This is a genomic window from Mesorhizobium prunaredense, assembly GCF_900156895.1.
Taxonomy (GTDB): domain Bacteria; phylum Pseudomonadota; class Alphaproteobacteria; order Rhizobiales; family Rhizobiaceae; genus Mesorhizobium; species Mesorhizobium prunaredense.
This window is the reverse complement of the sequence record NZ_FTPD01000013.1, coordinates 161,869-182,754: the sequence shown is the minus strand read 5'-3', so window position 1 is coordinate 182,754 and position 20,886 is coordinate 161,869. Positions and strand designations below refer to the sequence as shown.

Genomic DNA, 20,886 nt, shown 5'->3' with positions numbered 1-20,886 from the left:
GGCGAAGAGGTGGGAGGCTGGAACAATGACCCGTTCCGGGCTCGTTAGGGCTGCTTCCTTCCGGACCTGACCCGGTTGGCGAGTGGACCGTCCACCACCAACCTCCCGCTTTCCATATCGGCAATCCGGCAACGAAATGCAAGGGCGCAGTGAAATGCAAGGGCGCAGTGACGGTGGCTTCATTCCAGCCCAGGCCTTGACAGGCCACCTCCCGAGGTCGTCGCCGGACCATCATCGCAACGATAGAACTTGATTCGCTTGCGGCCCTCTTGCGGGCTAACGGCAGCCGCTCTAGCGTCCATGGAGTAAAAAATACTACAAAAGTGAAGGAAACGCCGATGTCGCCGGGCCTCGAGGCCGGATTCACGCTGGATGCTCGTCTGGAGGCCGACAGCGAGCAGTTGATGTGGCTCGGCCTGTGCGAGTTGCGGGTGATGAACGACCGCCGCTGGCCGTGGCTGCTTCTGGTGCCACAGCGACCGGGCGCGGAGGAAATCCATGAGTTGACGCCGCTCGACCAGGCGATGCTGACGTTCGAGACCAACATGGTGGCGCAGGCGCTGAAGACAGTGACCGGCTGCACCAAGATCAACAGCGGCGCCCTCGGCAACATCGTGCGTCAATTGCATGTCCATGTCGTCGCGCGCTCGGAAGGCGATCCCGGCTGGCCCGGCCCGGTGTGGGGGCACGGCATGCGCGAGCCCTATGAGCGCTCCGACCTGCGCCGGTTTGCGCAGAAGATAAAGGCGGCGCTATAAGCCTGTCCCGTGTCCATCTTGAACTTGAGTCTCCGATGAGCTTCCGCCTGTTTGACGCGCCCTTGCGCGAGCCGAGCCAGTTCGTCGGCTTCGCCGGCAATGTGATCGATCGGCAATCGGAAAACCGCGCCGACGATTCCGTCGAAAAGGCGCTCGCCGATCCCTCAGCCAGGCTTTTGCTGATGCATGGCGGGCGGCTTTATCTGAAGCTCAGCGGTGGCGGCTTCGACCCCTGGTTCGGCGCCGGGGAAAGCCAGCCGCTCGAGGCGTCGCTCGAGCGTGGCGTCCTGCTCGGTTTTTCTGACAGCGGCCCGGTGCTCGCGGTGCCGGCCGGCGTCGACCCCGAACAGCTGCCCGATACCATCAAGGCCATCGACTATCGCTCGGTCTATATGCAGGGGCTGATCGACGAGGCGGCGGCCGGCGCGATGGCGCAAGGAGCTGCATTGCTCGCCTGGCATGCCAGCCACCGCTTCTGCAGCAAATGCGGCGCTGAAGCCGCGATGCGGGCCGGCGGCTACAAGCGGCTTTGCCCGGCCTGCGCCACCGAGCATTTTCCGCGCACCGATCCGGTGGCGATCATGCTGACGGCGACGCGTGAAAAATGCCTGCTCGGCCGCGGCCGGCATTTCGCGCCCGGCATGTATTCGGCGCTTGCCGGCTTCATCGAGCCTGGCGAGACGATCGAGGCGGCGGTGCGCCGTGAAACGCTGGAGGAAGCCGGCATCCGGCTTGGCCGCGTCGTCTACCACGCCAGCCAGCCCTGGCCGTTTCCGTATTCGCTGATGATCGGCTGCTTCGGCGAGCCGCTCAACGAGGACATCCAGGCCGACCTCAACGAGCTGGAAGACTGCCGCTGGTTCTTTCGCGACGAGGTGCTGTCGATGCTGGCCCGCGAGCATGCGGGCGACCTGGTCACGCCGCCGAAGGGGGCGATCGCCCACAACCTCATCCGCGCCTGGGCAGACAGCGCATAGCCTTGCAGAGGGAAACAAAAATGATCCGTCATACAGTGGTGTTCAGGCTGAAGCACAAGGAGAGCTCGGCCGAGGAGGCAAAATTTCTGGAAGACGCCAAAATACTGGCGGCGATACCGGGCGTCGAGAAATTCGAGCAGTTGCGGCAGGTCAGCCCGAAGAACGATTATCGCTTCGGCTTCTCGATGGAGTTCGCCGACCAGGCTGCCTATTCCGGCTACAACGACCATCCCGAACACGTCGCCTTCGTCCGCGACCGCTGGATCCCGGAGGTCGCGGCGTTTTTGGAGATCGACTACGCGCTGCTGAGCTAGGATCAGAGTTCAATCAGTATCCAGAGAAGCTTACTATAGCTTGCTTATCAAAGGGTACGTGTCGATCTGTACCCAAGCCAACGCTGAAACCGCCTAGTGCAGGAAGTCCGACGAGGGCACCCACTCCGCTCTTATTTGCAAAATTTATAGAGGGCGGAGCGCTTCTCCTACGTCAGTGCTTTTTTATGATACTAACCAAGCGATAGACGCCATTACAAAAATCATCCCAATCTGAGAAAATCTCACCGTTTTAATTGATAGGTGCGGAAGATTCGCTCGGATGATTTTATCATTATGACTCTCATATTTTAAGTACATATAGGCCGTACCAAACATCAGTAAAACCAACAGCAAACGTCTTAGTCCCAAGGTTTCATAAAAATCTCCTGGGCTAGATATAACTAAGTAACCACCAATGCCTTTTGACAAAAAGAACAAACATAATATCTCAAAAACAAAGGCAAAAACTATTAGGATTTTTATGAGTCTGCGCATAAACGGCGGTTCTTTCACGAGATTGCACTTTTATAGAAATGGCCATTGCCCTTTCTGAACGAGCAAGTTCGGCCGATTGCAGATCTTTATCAGCCGGTCGGCGACTTGCCAGTGAAAATCGCCAGTTGAGCGGCGAAAGCACGCTTGTAGGCGGGCCGGGCTTCGCCACGGGCGACATAGGCGGAGAGGTTCGGATATTCGTCCAGTATCCCCGACCCGCTCAATCTTAGCAGCACGTGCACCATCATCAGGTCTCCGGCGCTGAAGGCGCCATCGAGCCAGTCGGCATCGCCAAGGCGACCGGAAAGCTCGCCCAGCCGGTCACGGATGCGATCATCGACCATAGGCAGGCGCTGTTCGTGCCAGGTTTCGTCGCGCTCCAGGAGCACGGCGGTTTGGCGTTCAAGGATCGGCGGCTCCACGGTGTTGAGCGCGGCAAACATCCATGAGATTGCGCGCGCCCGGGCATTCGCCTCGTCTGGCAGCAGGCCCGCATGGCGCTCGGCGATATAGAACACGATCGCCCCGGACTCGAACAGCGCGAGATCGCCTTCCTCATAGGTCGGAATCTGCCCGAAAGGATGAAGCGCGAGATGCGCGGGTTCCTTCATCGCCTTGAACGAAACGAGACGAACCTTGTAGGGCAGGCCGACTTCTTCAAGCGCCCAGCGAACCCGCATGTCACGCGCCAGTCCCCTGCCGCGATCGGGCGACCGTTCAAAGGCGGTGATGGTGGGGGTCATTGGCAGGCCTCATCTCGTCGTCTCCCTTCTTCGACTGCGGCAAGCAAAGGACGTATGTCGCGCCGGAATTCCGACATCCGGGAACTGTTTTTCAATCGCGCATGACCGCCGCGACGGAGGCGCGTAGCGCTTCGGCGAAGTCGGGATGGCCATAGAGGTCGTTGTGGCCAGCCGCTATGGCGATGTGGCTACGCAGGTCACGGGCAGCCGCGCGCAGAGGCGCCGAACGCGCCGCAGGTACGATGGTGTCGTTCTCGGCGGTGATGACCGCCGTCGGCACGTCGAGGCCGCGCAGAGCTTCAGCCGCTTCCATGCGGTGCCGCAGCAAGAGGCGCACCGGCAGCCAGGGATAGTGGTGTGCGGCGAGTTCTCTGAGCGAATCGAAGGGAGTAACCATGACGATGCCGCGCAGGCGCCGGGCCGTCGCCAGATCGACCGCGACCGCAGCGCCGATGCTAAGGCCGACGGCGACGATGCCGGATTTGGCATCGCCGGCCAGCTGGTCATGGGCGCGTCGGGCGTCCTCGAACAGGGCCGCGGCCGACGGGCTGCCGCTGCTTGGCGCATAGCCGCGGTAGTGCAGCGCAGCGACCTCATGTTCGGGAAATAGCTGGTGCAGCATGAGGGCAAGTGCGTCGGCGTTCCAGGCGTTGCCGGCGAACCCCAGCAGCAGCGGGCGTGGCTCGGCCGGCGCCTGCCTTGCCGGCAGGCGGACCAGAACGACGCGCTCGCCACCCTCAGTCGCCAGCTCGACATGGCGTGCCCCGGCCGGCAGATCGGGTCCGAAAGCCGCAAGGCCGGCTGGAAAGATCAGCCAGGACTGGAGCACATACACGACGGCAACAATCACCGCATACAATCCAGCGACCGCGAGCGTCAGTTTCAAAAGCCACATCGCAGGAATGTCGCCCGATGGTCGTCACCTGGCAAGGCGCTGAGCTAATCCGCCACCTTCCATTGCTCGCGCGACTGGCTGGCCGGGTAGACGCCGAGTATCCGCATTTCGCGCGAGAAGAAGGCAAGCTCGTCGAGCGCCAGTTTGACCAGCGGATCATCGGGATGACCCTCGATATCGGCGTAAAACAGGGTCGCCGTGAATGCGCCGAGCTGGTAGCTCTCCAGCTTGGTCATGTTGATGCCGTTGGTGGCAAAGCCGCCCATCGCCTTGTAAAGCGCGGCCGGCACGTTGCGGACGCGGAAGATGAACGTCGTCATCATCCTGGCATCGGCCGAGGGACGTTCGGCCCACTGCCTGTTCCTGGTCAGCACGACGAAGCGGGTGACGTTGCTGTCGGTGTCCTCGACATTCTGCTCGATGATGTCGAGCCCATAGAGCGTCGCGGCCAGCGCCGGCGCCAACGCCGCCATGGTGCGGTCCTTCAGCTCGGCGACCAGCTTGGCGGCGCCCGCCGTGTCGCCGGCGACCACCGGCTTCCAGCCGTTCTTGCGGATATACTTGCGGCACTGGCCGAGCGCATGGATGTGGCTATGCACGGTCTTGATCTCGTCGCGCCTGACGCCCGGCAGAACCATCAGCTGGAAATGGATCGGCAAAAAATATTCGCCGACGATGTGCAGCTTCGATTCCGGCAGGAGATGATGGATGTCGGCGACGCGCCCGGCAATCGTGTTCTCGATCGGGATCATGGCGAGGTCGGCCTTGCCGGTCTCGACCGCATTGAAGGCGTCCTCGAAGGTCGGACACGGCAACGGCTCCATATCAGGGAACATGTTGCGGCAGGCGGTGTCGGAATTGGCGCCCGGCTCGCCCTGGAAGGCTATTCTGTTGGTTTTTTCAGGCATGCCAAATGTCTCAGGTGTCCAAATGTCTCAGGTTGAAAGGACGGTTCTGGCGCGTTCGAGATCGTCCGGCGTGTCGACGCCGAACGGCGCCGACTTTACGATCTCGGCATCGATGCGCATGCCGGCCTCCAGCGCCCGCAACTGCTCGAGCTTCTCGCGCCGTTCCAGCGGCGACGGCTGCAGCGCGACAAAGCGCTCGAGCGCTGAGCGGCGATAGGCATAGAGGCCGATGTGATGATAGAGCGGCCCATCGCCCCAGGGTGCGGTGGCGCGGGTGAAGTAGAGCGCCCGCAGCCGTGTCTCAGACAGTGGCGAGCCGACGATCTTGACGACATTCGGATTGGTCTTTTCCTCGTCGCGGACGATCTCGATACCGAGCGTGGCGATGTCGACCGTCGCGTCCTCGAAAGGCTTCAGCGCGGCCTTGATGATGTCGGGATCGATGGTCGGCAGGTCGCCCTGCACGTTGACGATCGTTTCGACCTCACGCCCGGGATCCAGCGTGGCCAGCGCCTCGAAGATGCGGTCGGAACCAGATTCGTGGCCGACGCGCGTCATCACCGCCTCGAAACCGTGCGTGCGCACCGCCTCCGCCACGCTGACAGTATCGGTGGCGACGACCACCCGGCCGAGTCCGGCCTCGGCGGCGCGGCGGGCGACATGGACGATCATCGGAACGCCGGCGATGTCGGCCAGCGGCTTGCCCGGCAGGCGGGTCGAGGCCATGCGGGCCGGGATGAGGATGAGCGTGGACATCGGGTGATGAAGCATCCAAAAAAGAGCAAGGCAAAAGTGGCAAAAGGTCTCACTGGAAGCGCCCTTATATGTGTTGCAACGCCAGAGCAAAAGACCTAGTTTCCGCCCGATTTGACCGCCTCGCGGGGTGGTTCACGACTACCGACGGACGGAGTGGACGGATCGGTCCGCCGGAAAAGGGAGCCTGGGGCGTATGGACTCTTTCGAAATCAACAAGCTGATCGGCGGTCTGCTCGGAACCGTGTTCGTCGTCTTCTCGGTCGGCATCGTGTCCGACGCCCTGTTCGCCTCCCCGGCACCGGAAAAACCCGGCTACGCCATCGAGGCGACCGAGGAGCCTGCCGAGGGCGGCCCGGCAGCCCCCGCCGAAGCCAAGCCGATCGCCGACCTCCTGGCCAACGCCAATGTCGAGGCGGGTGCGTCCGTGTTCAAGAAGTGCCAGGCCTGCCACACCGGCGAAAAAGGCGGGCCGAACAAGGTCGGCCCTGATCTGTGGGACATCGTCGATCGTCCCGTCGCCGAGCATGCGGGCTTCGCCTATTCGGCGGGGATGAAGGAGTTTTCCAAGGGCGGCGCCGAGAAGTGGACCTACGACAACCTCAATCATTTCCTGCTCGCGCCGAAGAAGCTGGTGAAGGGCACGGCGATGGGCTTCGCCGGCCTGCCGAAGGACGAGGACCGCGCCAACGTCATCGCCTATCTGCGCACGCTGTCGGACAGCCCGAAGCCGCTGCCGACACCCGGCGCTTCGGCCGAGAATGCAGCCGCGCCCGCCGAAGGCGCCGCGCCGGCCAAGCCGGCAGAGGGTGAAGCACCGGCCGCACCAGCTCCGGCCCCTGCTGCGCCAGCCCCTGCCGCTCCGGCACCAGCTCCGGCGCAATAACGCAATTGTAATCGAAACATTCCTTGAAAAAGCCGGGTTCAGCCCGGCTTTTTCAATGGGAAAAGCGCACGTGCGGCGACAAAGCCGGGCTGGCGCGGTTTTCATGAGCGTCAAATGAACTAGATTGTCCGCTAGCAGCTATCGCACAGGAGAAGGCATGACGGTTGGCCGAACGGTTCTCAGATCGATGCTGGTTGTGGCGGCTTTCGCCGGCGGCCTGCAGGCAGCCTTCGCGGACGAATGGCGCACCACCTCGTCGCTGATCGGCGAATCCAAATATGGCGACAGCTTCCAGCACTATGATTACGTCAATCCGGACGCGCCGAAGGGCGGCACGCTGAATTCGGTGGTGCTCGGCACGTTCGACAGCTTCAATCCGTATATCGTCCAGGGTTCCGCCGCGGCTGGCTTCGCCCCGTTCGGCGGCGGATTGCTCTACGACACGCTGATGGAGCAGGCAACCGACGAAGGCAGCGTCAGCCATCCGCTGATCGCCGACGCCTACAAACATCCGGACGACTATTCGTCAGCGACCTACCGTCTCGATGCGCGGGCCAAATGGCATGACGGCAAGCCGATCACCACCGACGATGTGATCTGGTCGTTTCAGGTGCTGAAGGCCAACAGCCCGATGTACAGCCGCTATTTCGAGAATGTCACCGAGGCGATTGCGGTTTCCGACCGCGAAGTCGAGTTCCATTTCAACCAGAAGGGCAACCGGGAGTTGCCGAAAATCCTCGGCGATCTCGTTGTGCTGCCGAAGCATTGGTGGGAAGGCACCGACGCCAACGGCAAGAAGCGCGACGTCACCAGGCCGACGCAGGAGCCGCCGCTCGGCTCGGCCGCGTACAAGATCGCCAGCTTCAAGCCGGGCTCTGAAATCATCTGGCAGAGGGTTCCGGACTACTGGGCTGCCAAACTGCCGGTGAAGATCGGCCGCGAGAATTTCGACAGGCAGCGTTTCAGCTATTTTCTCGACGACAATGCCGCCTGGCAAGCCTTCACCAAGGGCGGACTGCATGACATCAGGCCGGAAAACAGTTCGAGGCGCTGGAACACCGCCTATAATTTCCCGGCGGTCCAGGCAGGCGACGTCATCAAGCAGGAATTCAAGACCGCCTCACCCGAGCCGATGCAGGCCTTCATGCTCAACACAAGGCGTCCGCTGTTTGGGGATCGTCTGGTGCGCGCCGCGCTGACTTACCCTCTCGACTTCGAGAGCATGAATCGTACCTTGTTCTTCGGTTCCAACACCCGTACCAGCAGTTACTTCCAAGGCACCGAACTGGCATCGAGCGGCCTGCCGCAAGGCAAGGAACTGGACATCCTCGAGCAATATCGCGACAAGCTGCCGCCCGAAGTCTTCACCCAAGAATTCAAGCTGCCGGTCTACGATTCGCCACAGGCGGAACGCAAGTATCTCAAGACTGCGGTCGATCTCTTCGCCAAGGCGGGCTGGGTGATCAAGGGCGGCAAGATGGTCAATGCCAAGACGGGCGAGCCTTTCAAGTTCGAAATCCTCGGCTGGAACGATACCGACCAGGTCCTTTCCAGTCCCTACATCGCCAATCTGCGCAAGATCGGCGTCGACGCCACGCTGCGGCTGATCGACCAGACCCAATACATCAACCGCGTCAACAATTTCGATTTCGACGTCACCATATCGCAGTTGGGGCAGTCGGATTCGCCGGGCAACGAGCAGCGTGACTTCTGGAGTTCCAAGGCCGCCGACACGCCTGGATCGCGCAACTACGCCGGCATCAAGAATCCGGTCGTCGATGCGCTGGTCGATCGCGTCATCTTTGCGACCGACCGCGACGATCTGGTTGCCGCCACCCATGCGCTCGACCGGGTGCTGCTTTGGAATTACTATGTCGTGCCGCAACACCATCGGTCGGTGGTCTGGATAGCCTACTGGAACAAGTTCGGCATCCCGGAAAAGCAGCCGGCCTATAGCGGCGTTGACCAGAATTCCTGGTGGATCGATCCGGACAAGGAAAAGGCGCTGGCGGCAAAATACAAGAGTGGCAATTGATGGCGGCGCTCCCCCGCCGCGACTTTCTGGCCCTAGGCGCTGCGGCCACGGCGGCAGCTTTGCTGCCCGGCCGGGCTTTCGCCGCCATCCCGACCGGCGTCAGACTGCACGGCCTGTCGGCCTTCGGCGACCTCAAATATCCCCAAGGTTTCAGCCATTTCGACTATGTCAATCCGGACGCGCCCAAGGGCGGCCAGATGAATTTCGCACCGCCGAACTCCACCTTCAATCAGAGCTTCCTGACGTTCAACACGCTGAATTCACTGGTATTGAGGGGGGAGTCGCCGCCGCGCACCGAACTCTGTTTCGATTCGCTGATGGCAGGCGCACTCGATGAGCCGGATACGGTCTATGGCCGGCTTGCCGAGTCAGTTACCTTATCGCCGGACCGCAATGGCTTCCGCTTCAGCCTGCGACCGCAAGCGCGCTTCCATGAGGGCTCGCCACTGACCGCGGAGGACGTCGCCTTCGCATTGAAGCTGTACAAGGACAAGGGCCATCCGAACCTCTCCCAGGCGTTGCGGCATATGACGGAAGCGGTTGCGGCCAATCCGGCAACCGTCGACCTCACCTTCAACGGCAAACAATCGGCGCAGAATATCCTTGCGATCGTCGCCATGCCGATCGTGTCCAAAGCCTTTTATACGGTCAATGATTTCGATGCCTCGACGATGACACCGCCGCTCGGCTCCGGACCTTACAAAATAGGGCGCGTGGCGGCCGGACAGACCGTCGAATATGAGCGCGTCGCTGACTATTGGGGCAGGGATCTGGCCGTGAACCGCGGCCTCTATAATTTCGACCGCATCCGCATCGATTTTTACATCAATCGCCAGGCAGCGTTTGAAGCCCTGAAGAAGGGGGACACGCATTTTCGCGAGGAATTTACCTCGCGGGTATGGGCGACCGGCTACGACTTTCCGGCGCTGAAGGACGGCCGGGTCGTCAAACGCGAATTTCCCGGCGAGAAAACGCCATCGATGCAGGCTGTCGCGCTGAACCAGCGTCGTGCGCAATTCCGCGATGTGCGCGTCAGACGCGCGATCGCCAATTGCTTCGATTTCGAATGGACCAGGCGGGTTCTGTTTTACGGCGCCTACGAGCGCTCGCAATCGAACTTCGAGCGGTCGGATTACAAGGCCGAGGGCCTGCCCTCGCCCGAGGAATTGGCCCTGCTTGAGCCGTTCCGAGCCGAGTTGCCGCCGGAAACCTTCGGCGAAGCGGTGATGCAGCCTGTCTCCGACGGTTCGGGCCACGACCGCAAGCTGCTGCGCGCTGCTTCGAGACTGCTTGCCGAAGCCGGTTGGAAGCGGGCGGGCAATTTCGTCGTCGATGAAAAGGGCGAGCGACTGCGGGTGGAAATGCTGGCCGAGGACGACGGCATCGTTCGGCTTTTCTCGCCCTGGGCCGAGAATATGAAAACGATCGGCATCGACGCTTCGATCCGGCAGGTCGATTCGACGCAATATGAACAGCGGCAAAGCAATTTCGACTTCGATTTCACCCTGCTAGCGTGGTCGATCGGGGCGACGCCGACTGCCGACGGCCTGGAGATACTCTATGATTCCCGGATGGCGAAAACGCCGGGGATGCGCAACTATCCCGGCACGGAAAGCCGGGCCATCGATGCGCTGATCGAGGCAGCCAGCAAGGCGCAGAGCCGGATCGAACTGGTCACGGCGCTCAAAGCACTCGACCGGGTCTTGCGCGCGCGGCTAGACTGGATTCCAACATATTATCTCGCGAATCACCGAGTCGCCTATTGGGACATTTTCGGCTTTCCCGAGCAGAAGCCCGATTTCGGCTTTCCGGTCGAGGCGCTGTGGTGGTTCGACAAGGACAAGGCGGCAAAGATTGGCAAAGGGTGAATTTCTTGCGGGCGTCGGCGCCGCCCCTCACCTGCCTGCCGGCATCCTCTCCCCGTATAGTGACGGGGAGAAGGGCGCCTTCATCGATGGTTTTGCCAATCACAAGCGTTGTAGAAAAAGCGCCGAGACTCCGGCCGGCCCCTTTCTCCCCGTCGCTATACGGGGAGAAATGTCCGGCAGGACAATGAGGGGCGGCGCTGCCGTCGACAATTGGTCTGACGCGATTGCCTTGGGGGACCCTCCAGACACAGTGCTCTTCCTCGAGGAGGACAACGCCTGATGGGCGCCTATATCCTGCGCCGCATCCTGCTGATGATCCCGACCTTGTTCGGCATCATGGCGGTGTCGTTCGCCGTCATCCAGTTCGCGCCGGGCGGGCCTGTCGAGCAGATCATCGCCCGGCTGACCAACCAGGGCGGCAGCGACCGCCTTGGCGGCGGCGGTGGTGACGCCGGCGCCAGCAATTTTGACGTGGCCGGCGACGCCGGTTCGAGATATCGCGGCGCGCAAGGGCTCGATCCCGAATTCATCGCCAAGCTGGAAAAGCAGTTCGGCTTCGACAAGCCACCGCTCGAGCGCTTCGGCATGATGCTGTGGAACTATATCCGGTTCGATTTCGGCGACAGCTATTTCCGAGACATCTCAGTGATCGATCTGATCCTGGAAAAGATGCCAGTGTCGATCTCGATCGGGCTGTGGATCACGCTGCTGTCCTACCTGATTTCGATCCCGCTCGGCATCCGCAAGGCCGTCAAGGACGGCTCGGCATTCGACGTATGGACCAGCGGCGTCGTCATTGTCGGCTACGCCATTCCGGGCTTCCTGTTCGGCATCTTGCTGATGGTGCTGTTTGCCGGCGGATCGTTCTACGACTTGTTTCCGCTGCGCGGCATCACCTCCGACAATTGGGACCAACTGTCCTGGCCGGCGAAGATCGTCGACTATCTCTGGCACATGACCTTGCCGCTGACGGCGCTGGTGCTGTCGGCCTTCGCCACCACGACGCTGCTGACCAAGAATTCGTTCCTCGAGGAAATCCGCAAGCAATATGTGGTGACCGCGCGCGCCAAGGGTCTGTCGGAACGGCGGGTTCTCTACGGTCACGTCTTCCGCAACGCCATGCTGATCGTCGTCGCCGGCTTTCCCGGCGCCTTCATCTCGGCCTTCTTCACCGGCTCGCTGCTGATCGAGAACATCTTTTCGCTCGACGGCCTCGGTCTGCTCGGTTTCAGGTCAGTGGTCGAGCGCGACTATCCGGTGGTATTCGCCAATCTCTACATCTTCTCGCTGCTTGGCCTGATCGTCGGGCTGCTGTCCGACCTGATCTATACCTGGGTCGACCCGCGCATCGATTTCGAGCGGAGGGACGTCTGATGGCCGGGGCCGCAGCCGAAACGGCGCCGGAGCGGATCGCACGGCCCTGGCTGTCGCCGCTAAACCAGCGGCGGCTGCAGAATTTCAGGGCTAACCGGCGCGGCTACTGGTCGTTGTGGATCTTCCTCGTGCTTTTCGTGCTGTCGCTGTTTTCCGAATGGATCGCCAACGACAAGCCGGTCCTCGTCTCCTACAAGGGCGAGATCCTGTTTCCGGTCGTTGTCGCTTATCCCGAGGAGAAGTTCGGCGGCTTTTATGCGGTCACCGACTATCGCGACCCGGTCATCCAGGACGAGATCAATGCTCATGGCTGGATGATCTGGCCGCCGGTCCGCTACTCCTACCGGACCGTCAACAACGCCATTCCCGAGGCGGCGCCCACCAAGCCGTCCTGGCTCTATGACGTCAAGACACGTTGCAACCAGTATCCGCAAGGTGCCGCCGACCCCAATTGCGTCGTCGGCAACTGGAACTGGCTGGGCACCGACGACCAGGCCCGCGACGTGCTGGCGCGCGTCATCTACGGATTCAGGGTCTCGGTGCTGTTCGGTCTGATCCTCACCGCCGGCTCGGCGGTGATCGGCGTGACGGCCGGCGCATTGCAGGGTTATTTCGGCGGCTGGACCGACCTTCTGTTCCAGCGCTTCATAGAAATCTGGTCGGCGATCCCGGTGCTTTATCTGCTCCTCATCGTCGCCGCCATCCTGCCGCCCGGCTTCTTCATCCTGCTCGGGCTGATGCTGCTGTTCTCCTGGGTAGCGCTGGTCGGCGTTGTGCGGGCCGAGTTCCTGCGCGCCCGCAACTTCGAATATGTCAACGCCGCCCGCGCGCTCGGCGTACCCAACGGTACTATCATGTTCCGGCATTTGCTGCCCAACGCCATGGTGGCGACGCTGACCTTCCTGCCCTTCCTGCTCAGCGGCTCGATCTCGACGCTGACCTCGCTCGACTACCTTGGCTTCGGCTTGCCGCCCGGCTCGGCCTCACTGGGCGAGCTTCTCAAGCAGGCGCAGCGCAACCTCAACGCGCCATGGCTGGGCATTTCCGGCTTCGTCGTCATCTCGCTGATGCTGTCGCTGCTGGTCTTCGTCGGCGAGGCGACCCGCGACGCCTTCGATCCGCGCAAGACGTTCAGATGAGCGAAGCCCCTCTCCTCTCGGTGCGCGATCTCAGCGTCGCCTTCGCGCAGGAAGGCCGCCAGTCGATGGCCGTCGACCACATCTCCTTCGACATCGCCAAGGGCGAGACGGTGGCGCTGGTCGGCGAATCCGGCTCCGGCAAGTCGGTCTCGGCGCTGTCGGTGCTGAAGCTGCTGCCTTATCCGGCCGCCAGCCATCCGTCGGGAAAGATCCTGTTCCAGGGCGCCGATCTGCTCGCTGCCGACGAGAAGGCATTGCGCCGCGTGCGCGGCAACAAGATCACCATGATCTTTCAGGAGCCGATGACCTCGCTCAACCCGCTGCACACGATCGAGCAGCAGATCGTCGAGGTGCTGACGCTGCACCAGGGCCTGGGTGACCGCCAAGCCAAGGCGCGCACGCTGGAGCTGCTCAACGAGGTCGGCATCCGCGAGCCGGAGAAGCGGCTCGACGCTTATCCGCACCAGCTTTCCGGCGGCCAGCGCCAGCGCGTCATGATCGCCATGGCGCTGGCCAACGAGCCGGAACTGCTGATCGCCGACGAGCCGACGACCGCACTCGACGTCACCGTGCAGGCGCAGATCCTCGAACTGCTCGCGGAACTGAAGAGCCGCAAAGGCATGTCGATGCTGTTCATCACCCACGATCTCGGCATCGTCAGAAAGATCGCCGACCGGGTCTGCGTGATGACCAAGGGCAAGATCGTCGAGACCGGGCCGACGAAAGAAATCTTCGCCAACCCGCAGCACAGCTACACGCGCCACCTTTTGGCCGCCGAACCGAAGGGCAAGCCGCCCGCCGCCAACGCGGCCGCCAGGCCAGTGATGACCGGCCAGGACATAAAAGTCTGGTTTCCGATCAAAAAGGGCTTTTTCCGGCGCACCGTCGACAATGTGAAGGCGGTCGACGGCATCGACGTTGCCGTACGCGCCGGCCAGACGCTCGGCGTCGTCGGCGAATCCGGCTCGGGCAAGACGACGCTCGGCCTGGCGCTGGCCAGGATGATCTCGTCGACCGGAACCATTCAGTTCAACGGGCGCGACATCAACGAGCTGTCATTCAACGCCATGCGGCCGCTGCGGCGCGAGTTACAGATCGTTTTCCAGGATCCGTTCGGGTCGTTGAGCCCGCGCATGTCGGTCTCCGAGATCATCGAGGAAGGGCTGAAGATCCACGAGCCGAAGCTGTCGCCTGATGAGCGCGACAAGCGCATTGTCGATGTGCTCGGGGAAGTCGGGCTCGATCCCGCCACGCGCAATCGCTATCCGCACGAGTTTTCCGGCGGCCAGCGCCAGCGCATCGCCATCGCCCGCGCCATGGTGCTCAACCCGCGCTTCGTCATGCTGGACGAGCCGACCTCGGCGCTCGACATGAGCGTGCAGGCGCAGGTGGTCGACCTTCTGCGCAGCCTGCAGGCGAAGCACGACCTCGCCTATCTGTTCATCAGCCACGATCTCAAGGTCATCCGTGCGCTTGCCAACGACGTCATCGTCATGCGCAATGGCAGGATCGTCGAAGCCGGCCCGTCCGAACAGATTTTCGAACGGCCGCAGACCGACTATACCAAGGCGCTGATCTCGGCCGCATTCAGGATCGAAACGGCACCGGTCGGCATCGTCAGCGAGTAGGCTGTACCGCATAAAGGAAAAAGAACCCGCCATGGAAAAAGGCCGTGTCCTGCTTGCCCTCACCGGTATCCATCCAGGCCGTTGGCGCGAACTCTTGGCGGCCGAACGCGAGGTGGTGCTCGAGCCGGAAGGCGCCAGCGATCCTTCGATCACCTATGCGGTGGTTTGGAAGCAGCGGCCGAACCTTCTGTCGTCCCTGCCCAATCTGCGCGCTGTCTTTTCGATCGGCGCCGGCGTCGACCACATCTTCGCCGATCCCACTTTGCCCGACGTGCCGATCGTCAAGGTCGTGGCCGACAATTTGACCCAGTACATGACCGAATATGTCGTCTGGCGGGTGCTCGATCATCACCGTCAAGGCATGCTCTACCGGGCGCAACAGCAAAAGAAGATCTGGCACGAGTCGCCGCAGCGGCCGGCCGGCGACATCTCCGTCGGCATCATGGGGCTCGGCACGCTTGGCCGCGCGGCAGCGTCGGTGCTTCTGTCGCTCGGCTTTGCGGTCAATGGCTGGTCGCGCAGCGAGCGGCCGATGGACGGCGTTTCAACCTATGCGGGTGAGGCCGGATTGATCCCCTTCCTCAACGCCACCGACATCCTGGTGGTGCTGTTGCCGCTTACGCCGCAGACGCAAGGCATCATCAATTACGGCGTGCTGAAGGAGTTGAGGAAACGCAACGGCCTCGGCGGCTCAGTGCTGATCAATGCCGGGCGCGGCAAGTTGCAGAAGGACGCCGACATTCTCCGTGCGCTGGAGGACGGCACACTGAAGGAGGCGAGTCTCGACGTGTTCGAGGTCGAGCCGCTGCCGAAGACCAGCCGGCTGTGGAGCCACCCGAAAGTGTTCGTGACGCCGCATGCGGCGGCGACCTCCGATCCCGTGCATCTGGTGCCGATCATGCTGCGCCAGATGGCCGCCTTCGAGCGCGGCGAGAAGCTCGAGAACGTCGTCGATCGCAACGCGGGGTATTAACCCGGCTTGCCACATTCGCGGCGGGCGATCGACCGGTTCATGGCGTCGATCCGGCCGCTGGCTTGTTCGACCTCGCGCTGGGCCTCGGAGCGGGTGTCCGGCGTGAACGGGCCGAGGCCCACACCCGGATCGGAGAAGGACGGCTTGGCGTCCTGCGGAAGACGATGTCGCTGCGCCAGCGCGTTGCGTTGCGCCAGCAATTGATCGCAAGGCACGCTGTCATATTGCAGCGAGGACTGGACATTCGCGTCCTGTCGCTCGGCAATCGAGGTGCCGACGCAACCGGCCATTGCCAGGCAAGATAACAAGACCACCAAGTTCCAGCGCATGCAACGTCCTCCATGTCGGTGTCCAGCCCTTTCGGGCATGCGAATCGGACCTTTTCGCAGCCGCTGCCACGCGTGGCGCAGGTGAACGAAAAGGGTCGCCGGACAAGGCCTGATGCGATTTCGTGATGGAAGTCCCGCCGGCAGTTGCCTGTATGCCGAGTCAGCAGTCACTTGCAACAGGCTTCCCGCGCCGGAATTAGCAACTATCTTGGAGCCATGCGCGCCAGCGACCTGCTTCACCCCCGGCCCGAGGGCCTCTATTGCCCGCCCGGCGATTTCTTCATCGATCCGGTGCGGCCGGTCAGCCGGGCGCTGATCACGCACGGCCATTCCGACCATGCCCGTTCCGGCCACCGCTCGGTGCTGGCCACACAACAGACGCTTGACATCATGGGACTGCGCTACGGCGAGGGTTTTGCCGGGACGACGCAAGCGGCAGCACTTGGCGAGGCGATTGCGCTGAACGGCGTCACCGTAACCTTCCATCCGGCCGGCCATGTGCTGGGCTCGGCGCAGATTGAGGTCGTGCATCAGGGCTCATGCATCGTCGCTTCGGGCGACTACAAGCGCCAGAGGGACGCGACTTGCGAGCCGTTCGAACCGGTCAAGTGCGACGTGTTCATCACCGAGGCGACTTTCGGCCTGCCGGTGTTCCGCCATCCGCCCGATACCGAAGAGATCACCCGCCTGCTGAAATCGACGGCGCAGTTTCCCGAACGCGCGCATTTGGTCGGCGCCTATGCGCTCGGCAAGGCGCAGCGCGTCATGCGCTTGCTGCGCGACGCCGGCTACGACAGGCCAATCTATATCCACGGCGCGCTGGCCAAGCTCAGCGACTACTATCAGAGCCAGGGCATCGAACTCGGGACGCTGGAGCCGGCGACCGTCGAAAGCAGTCGCAAGGAGGATTTCACCGGCGCCATCGTGGTCGGCCCTCCCTCGGCCTTCGCCGACCGCTGGGCGCGGCGCTTTCCCGATCCGATCTCGTGCTTTGCGTCCGGCTGGATGCGCATCCGCCAGCGCGCCAAGCAGGGCGGCGTCGAGCTGCCGCTGATCGTTTCCGACCATGCCGACTGGGACGAACTGACCGCCACGATAAGGGAAACCGGCGCCGGGGAAATCTGGGTGACGCATGGCCGCGAGGAGGCCCTGGTGCGCTGGTGCGAACTCGAAGGCATCGCCGCGAGACCGCTGCATCTCGTTGGCTACGAGGACGAGGGCGATTGATGGTCACGGCCGATGTAGCGCTCTACGGCGCCCCCCTCTGGCCTGCCCTCTTTGCCAAAACTTGGCATCTCCCCCACTTGGGGGGAGATTGGCAGCTTCTTCGCCGGCGCTCGTTCTGCAACGTTGATGGTTGGCGAAACCGGCGACGCCATCCGATCTCCCCCCAAGTGGGGGAGATGTCCGGCAGGACAGAGGGGCGCGCGACAGAACGCAAGGCTGGCCCATTGGCGCGGCCCGCATCATGAACCGGTTCGCCGAACTCCTCGACCGCCTCGTGCTGACGCCGTCGCGCAACGGCAAGCTGACGCTGCTGACCGATTATTTCCGCAGCGTCGAGGATCCGGATCGCGGCCTGGCGCTGGCTGCGATCACCGGCGACCTGACCATCGCGGCGGTCAAGCCGGCGATGCTGCGCGCGCTGGTGATGGAGCGCATGGACCCGGTGCTGTTCGGCTATTCCTACGACTATGTCGGCGACCTGGCGGAGACGGTGTCGCTGGTCTGGCCGCAATCGCCGGCGGATGTCGCCAACCATGAGCCGACGCTCGCCGAGGTCGTCGCCAAGCTGCAGGCGGCGAGCCGTTCCGACGGGCCGAAGGTGCTGGCCCGGCTGCTCGACAGCGCCAGCATCTCGGCGCGCTTCGCCATCATCAAGCTGGTCACCGGCGGCCTGCGCATCGGCGTTTCGGCGCGATTGGCCAAGCAGGCACTGGCCGATCTCGGCAAGGTCGACGTCGCCGAGATCGAAGAACTCTGGCATGGGCTGACGCCGCCCTATGCCGAGTTGTTCGCCTGGCTGGAAGGCAAGGCGGACAAACCCGAAAAGACAGCGCTGGCGCTGTTCCGGCCGGTGATGCTGTCGAACCCGATCGGTGACGGCGACCTCGAAAAGCTCGACCCGGCCGACTACGCCGCCGAGTGGAAATGGGACGGCATCCGCGTCCAGGCCGTCTCGGAAGGCGGTGTTCGCCGGCTCTACTCGCGCACCGGCGACGATGTCTCCGGGGCTTTTCCTGACCTCGCAGAGGCGATGAATTTTTCCGCCACCCTCGACGGCGAGCTTCTGGTCGGCGATCCCTTGCGGGCGACCGGCACGTTCTCGGACCTGCAGCAGCGGCTGAACCGCAAGAGCGTGACGCCGAAGATCCAGCAGCAATATCCGGCGTTCATGCGCTGCTACGACGTGCTTCAGATCGGCGACGAGGACTTGCGCGCGCACACTTTCCGCGAGCGGCGCGGCCGCCTCGAAGCCTTCGTGCAGACACTCGATCCGAGCCGCTTCGATCTTTCGCCGCTGGTCGAATTCACCGACTGGCAGGCGCTGGAGGAATTGCGCCGCAAGCCGCTGCATCCGGTCATCGAAGGCGTGATGCTGAAGCGCTGGGATTCGCCCTATCTCACCGGCCGGCCGAAAGGCCCATGGTTCAAATGGAAGCGCGATCCGCACACAATCGACGCCGTGCTGATGTATGCCCAGCGCGGCCACGGCAAGCGTTCGAGTTTTTATTCCGATTACACGTTCGGCGTGTGGTCCGGCCCGGAAGGATCGGAGGAACTGGTGCCGGTAGGGAAAGCCTATTTCGGCTTCACCGATGAGGAACTGAGGCAGATCGACAAATATGTCCGCGACAACACGATTGAGCGCTTCGGCCCGGTCCGCTCGGTGCGGGCCGACCGCGGACAAGGCTTGGTGATGGAGGTGGCGTTCGAAGGGCTCAATCGCTCGACACGGCACAAATCCGGCGTCGCCATGCGCTTTCCGCGCATTTCACGGCTGCGCTGGGACAAGCCGGCGGCCGAAGCCGACCGCATCGAGACGCTGCAGGCGCTGCTTGATACCTGAGGCTCAAGGAACAATCGCGACGCGGATCTCGTAGATATCGACCGACTTGCCCTGCTTGTCGAAGTCGGAATTGATGGCGATGGTGCCGGCAGCGCCCGGACGCTTGTCGGGAAACCGCACATCGAAGAGGTATTCGTTGCGCTCGTGGCCGACCGCGTAGCGCTTGCGGCCGCAGTCGCCGAGTTCGCCGAAATTGCAGTCGACGGAGATCTGCGTCTCCTGGCCCTCCTCGGAGCGGGCGATGATGTCGAACGTGGCGTGCTTGCCGGCGAGTTTCTCCAGGACGCCTTGCTCGACGTCGAAGCTGATCGCCGAACCGGAGGCGCCCGACCGGATGCGCAGGAAGGAACCGCTGTCGTCCTGCATGACTTCGGCCTTGGCATCCGAAGGCGCGCTGACAAGCGTCGGGTCGCTCGGTGAAAACACATTGATCCAGTCGCGCGCCTCATCCGCCTCGCCGGAGTTCAGCGGCGGGGCCGTGTCGCCTGGCGGCGTGAAATCATCGTCTTCCACCGTCGGTGGCGTTTGCGGCGGGGCGGTGTCGAGTTCGGCCGCCGACTTGAAGACGCCGGTCTGGGCAGCGAAATAGAGGCCGATGCCGGCGGCTGCGAGCAGCGTCACGCCGAGGAAGATCGCGGTGAGAGGCAGGCGGGGGCCTCTCACCCGCCTGTCGTCGCGGTCGGGCATCACCTCTGCGTCGGCGTCTCCGGCCGATGGAGGGGACGACATGTCGATCTCCGGCGCACCGGGAAAAACCGCTTCGGGCATGATGTCGGGAACGACCGGCAAGACGCGCGAGCGCGGCGCATCGGAAGCTTGGGGCGCGTCGGAAACGGGGCGCGCAGGAGGCTCCACCGGAGCGTCGACAACGACCTCGGGCGACGGCGCCGGTTCAGCGTCGGCGCCGGCATCCGGTTCGGCATCGGCCTCGGGTTCGGCATCGGCTTCGCTGCCAGCCGGCTGCTCCACAGCCGGTGCTGCAGCGTCATCATCGGTCGGCCGGCCGACAGCGGGAACCGCCGGCAGGAATTCGGATTCGATTTCGGTTATCTTGGCCTGCACCGCCTTGCGGCGCTTGATGGCGACTTCCACCGTCACGTTCGGGTTGGCCTGCAGGGCACGATCAAGTGCGGCGAAGGCCGATCGGTAGACCCGCTCGCGAAACGCGCGGTCTTCGGCATTGCCTTTCTCGAAGGCATTCCGGATCGCTTTTTCGATCGCGTCCAACGGGGACCCCTCTGCACGTACGGTCACATTGTCATGATCGTTAGCCGCAGGCGACCGATCAATCAACGGGCCAGCGGCCGCATTCTGCCTTGGCGATGCATCCAAAGCCGATTTCGGTGGTTTTCAGTAAAGGAATCAACATTTTTCGCCGGTTTCCCGATGCAGCGCCAACGCGACCGCGCGCAACCTGGCGTTGAGGCTTCGCGCGACCTCATGGCGAGATCGGTGGGCGGTCGCCTATAGGCCCGGGACGAGGCGACACGAATTGCCAAGTCCCATCTTGAATTTGTGGCAGGTTGCGTCTATCACCCAGCGCATCTTGGAGGCCTTGGCTTCCCGGGCCGCTTTAGCTCAGTTGGTAGAGCACATCATTCGTAATGATGGGGTCAGGTGTTCGAGTCACCTAAGCGGCACCACTAATCCACTGATATCATTACGCTTTCTGTCGTATCGAAACGCAACGTTTCGGATGATCTAGAAGCGTGGCAAAAAAGTGTGGCCGCGATGATGTTCG

The 20,886-nt window shown here is 62.8% G+C and carries 18 protein-coding genes, 1 tRNA gene and 1 other RNA gene; 13 read left to right on the top strand and 7 right to left on the bottom strand.

The genetic code is table 11. The annotated features are described in order from the left end of the window. Window positions 1–9: 9 nt before the first annotated feature. An RNA gene (gene ffs / locus BQ8794_RS11705) (signal recognition particle sRNA small type) lies at window positions 10–106 on the bottom strand. 232 nt (window positions 107–338) lie between these two features. On the opposite strand from ffs, the gene BQ8794_RS11700 reads away from it, so the two are divergent. From BQ8794_RS11700 to BQ8794_RS11690, 3 genes are read left to right on the top strand one after another with little or no spacing between them, the layout of a single operon-like run. Next, window positions 339–758 (top strand): HIT domain-containing protein, encoded by a 420-nt coding sequence (locus tag BQ8794_RS11700; protein WP_077377518.1) that lies wholly within the window; start codon window positions 339–341, stop codon window positions 756–758. 35 nt (window positions 759–793) lie between these two features. Further along, a complete protein-coding gene (nudC, locus tag BQ8794_RS11695; protein WP_077377158.1) occupies window positions 794–1,735 on the top strand; it encodes an NAD(+) diphosphatase in 942 nt (313 codons plus the stop codon). Between the two features lie 20 nt (window positions 1,736–1,755). Next, a complete protein-coding gene (locus BQ8794_RS11690; RefSeq protein WP_077377155.1) occupies window positions 1,756–2,049 on the top strand; it encodes a Dabb family protein in 294 nt (97 codons plus the stop codon). 584 nt (window positions 2,050–2,633) lie between these two features. Here the strand turns inward: BQ8794_RS11690 and BQ8794_RS11685 are convergent. The 4 genes from BQ8794_RS11685 to BQ8794_RS11670 all read right to left on the bottom strand — a co-directional run bounded on the left by BQ8794_RS11685 (window position 2,634) and on the right by BQ8794_RS11670 (window position 5,846). Next, window positions 2,634–3,287, bottom strand: a complete 654-nt coding sequence (locus BQ8794_RS11685; RefSeq protein WP_077377152.1) for a glutathione S-transferase family protein — start codon at window positions 3,285–3,287, stop codon at window positions 2,634–2,636. Between the two features lie 91 nt (window positions 3,288–3,378). Further along, on the bottom strand, window positions 3,379–4,182 hold the full coding sequence (locus BQ8794_RS11680; protein ID WP_077377149.1) for an alpha/beta hydrolase: 804 nt from the start codon (window positions 4,180–4,182) through the stop codon (window positions 3,379–3,381). A gap of 44 nt (window positions 4,183–4,226) precedes the next feature. After that, window positions 4,227–5,090 carry a prephenate dehydratase gene (locus BQ8794_RS11675; RefSeq protein WP_077377146.1) on the bottom strand — a complete coding sequence of 288 codons (864 nt, stop codon included), beginning with the start codon at window positions 5,088–5,090 and terminating at the stop codon, window positions 4,227–4,229. A 27-nt stretch (window positions 5,091–5,117) separates the two neighbouring features. Continuing rightward, entirely contained in the window at window positions 5,118–5,846 is a 729-nt protein-coding gene (locus BQ8794_RS11670; RefSeq protein WP_077377143.1) for a 3-deoxy-manno-octulosonate cytidylyltransferase, read from the bottom strand. Between the two features lie 193 nt (window positions 5,847–6,039). Between BQ8794_RS11670 and BQ8794_RS11665 the strand changes: the two genes are divergently transcribed. From BQ8794_RS11665 to BQ8794_RS11630, 7 genes are all read left to right on the top strand, one after another. Then, complete coding sequence (locus tag BQ8794_RS11665; protein ID WP_077377139.1) at window positions 6,040–6,729, top strand: c-type cytochrome; 690 nt, start codon at window positions 6,040–6,042, stop codon at window positions 6,727–6,729. Between the two features lie 157 nt (window positions 6,730–6,886). After that, window positions 6,887–8,764, top strand: coding sequence for an extracellular solute-binding protein (locus BQ8794_RS11660; RefSeq protein WP_077377136.1), 1,878 nt, complete (start codon window positions 6,887–6,889; stop codon window positions 8,762–8,764). Beyond that, window positions 8,764–10,632, top strand: a complete 1,869-nt coding sequence (locus BQ8794_RS11655) for an extracellular solute-binding protein (RefSeq protein WP_077377133.1) — start codon at window positions 8,764–8,766, stop codon at window positions 10,630–10,632. The genes BQ8794_RS11660 and BQ8794_RS11655 overlap by 1 nt, the downstream gene beginning before the upstream one ends. A 279-nt stretch (window positions 10,633–10,911) precedes the next feature. After that, complete coding sequence (locus tag BQ8794_RS11645; protein ID WP_077377130.1) at window positions 10,912–12,006, top strand: microcin C ABC transporter permease YejB; 1,095 nt, start codon at window positions 10,912–10,914, stop codon at window positions 12,004–12,006. Beyond that, a complete protein-coding gene (locus BQ8794_RS11640) occupies window positions 12,006–13,145 on the top strand; it encodes an ABC transporter permease (protein ID WP_077377127.1) in 1,140 nt (379 codons plus the stop codon). The genes BQ8794_RS11645 and BQ8794_RS11640 overlap by 1 nt, the downstream gene beginning before the upstream one ends. Next, window positions 13,142–14,773: an ABC transporter ATP-binding protein gene (locus BQ8794_RS11635; RefSeq protein WP_077377124.1), complete on the top strand. Its 1,632-nt coding sequence runs from the start codon at window positions 13,142–13,144 to the stop codon at window positions 14,771–14,773. Before BQ8794_RS11640 ends, BQ8794_RS11635 begins: the two co-directional genes overlap by 4 nt. A 31-nt stretch (window positions 14,774–14,804) precedes the next feature. After that, window positions 14,805–15,746, top strand: coding sequence for a 2-hydroxyacid dehydrogenase (locus tag BQ8794_RS11630; protein WP_077377121.1), 942 nt, complete (start codon window positions 14,805–14,807; stop codon window positions 15,744–15,746). Here BQ8794_RS11630 and BQ8794_RS11625 read toward each other — a convergent pair. Then, on the bottom strand, window positions 15,743–16,075 hold the full coding sequence (locus BQ8794_RS11625; protein ID WP_077377118.1) for a hypothetical protein: 333 nt from the start codon (window positions 16,073–16,075) through the stop codon (window positions 15,743–15,745). The genes BQ8794_RS11630 and BQ8794_RS11625 overlap by 4 nt on opposite strands. Before the next feature lie 216 nt (window positions 16,076–16,291). Here BQ8794_RS11625 and BQ8794_RS11620 point away from each other — a divergent pair, with 216 nt between their 5' ends. Both BQ8794_RS11620 and BQ8794_RS11615 read left to right on the top strand, forming a co-directional pair. Then, entirely contained in the window at window positions 16,292–17,302 is a 1,011-nt protein-coding gene (locus tag BQ8794_RS11620; RefSeq protein ID WP_077377116.1) for a ligase-associated DNA damage response exonuclease, read from the top strand. 241 nt (window positions 17,303–17,543) lie between these two features. Next, complete coding sequence (locus BQ8794_RS11615; protein WP_077377113.1) at window positions 17,544–19,145, top strand: cisplatin damage response ATP-dependent DNA ligase; 1,602 nt, start codon at window positions 17,544–17,546, stop codon at window positions 19,143–19,145. A 3-nt stretch (window positions 19,146–19,148) separates the two neighbouring features. Here BQ8794_RS11615 and BQ8794_RS11610 read toward each other — a convergent pair whose 3' ends face one another. Beyond that, entirely contained in the window at window positions 19,149–20,372 is a 1,224-nt protein-coding gene (locus tag BQ8794_RS11610; RefSeq protein ID WP_167378709.1) for a hypothetical protein, read from the bottom strand. A gap of 340 nt (window positions 20,373–20,712) precedes the next feature. On the opposite strand from BQ8794_RS11610, the gene BQ8794_RS11605 reads away from it, so the two are divergent. After that, window positions 20,713–20,788 (top strand) — tRNA-Thr (locus tag BQ8794_RS11605). Window positions 20,789–20,886: the final 98 nt, after the last annotated feature.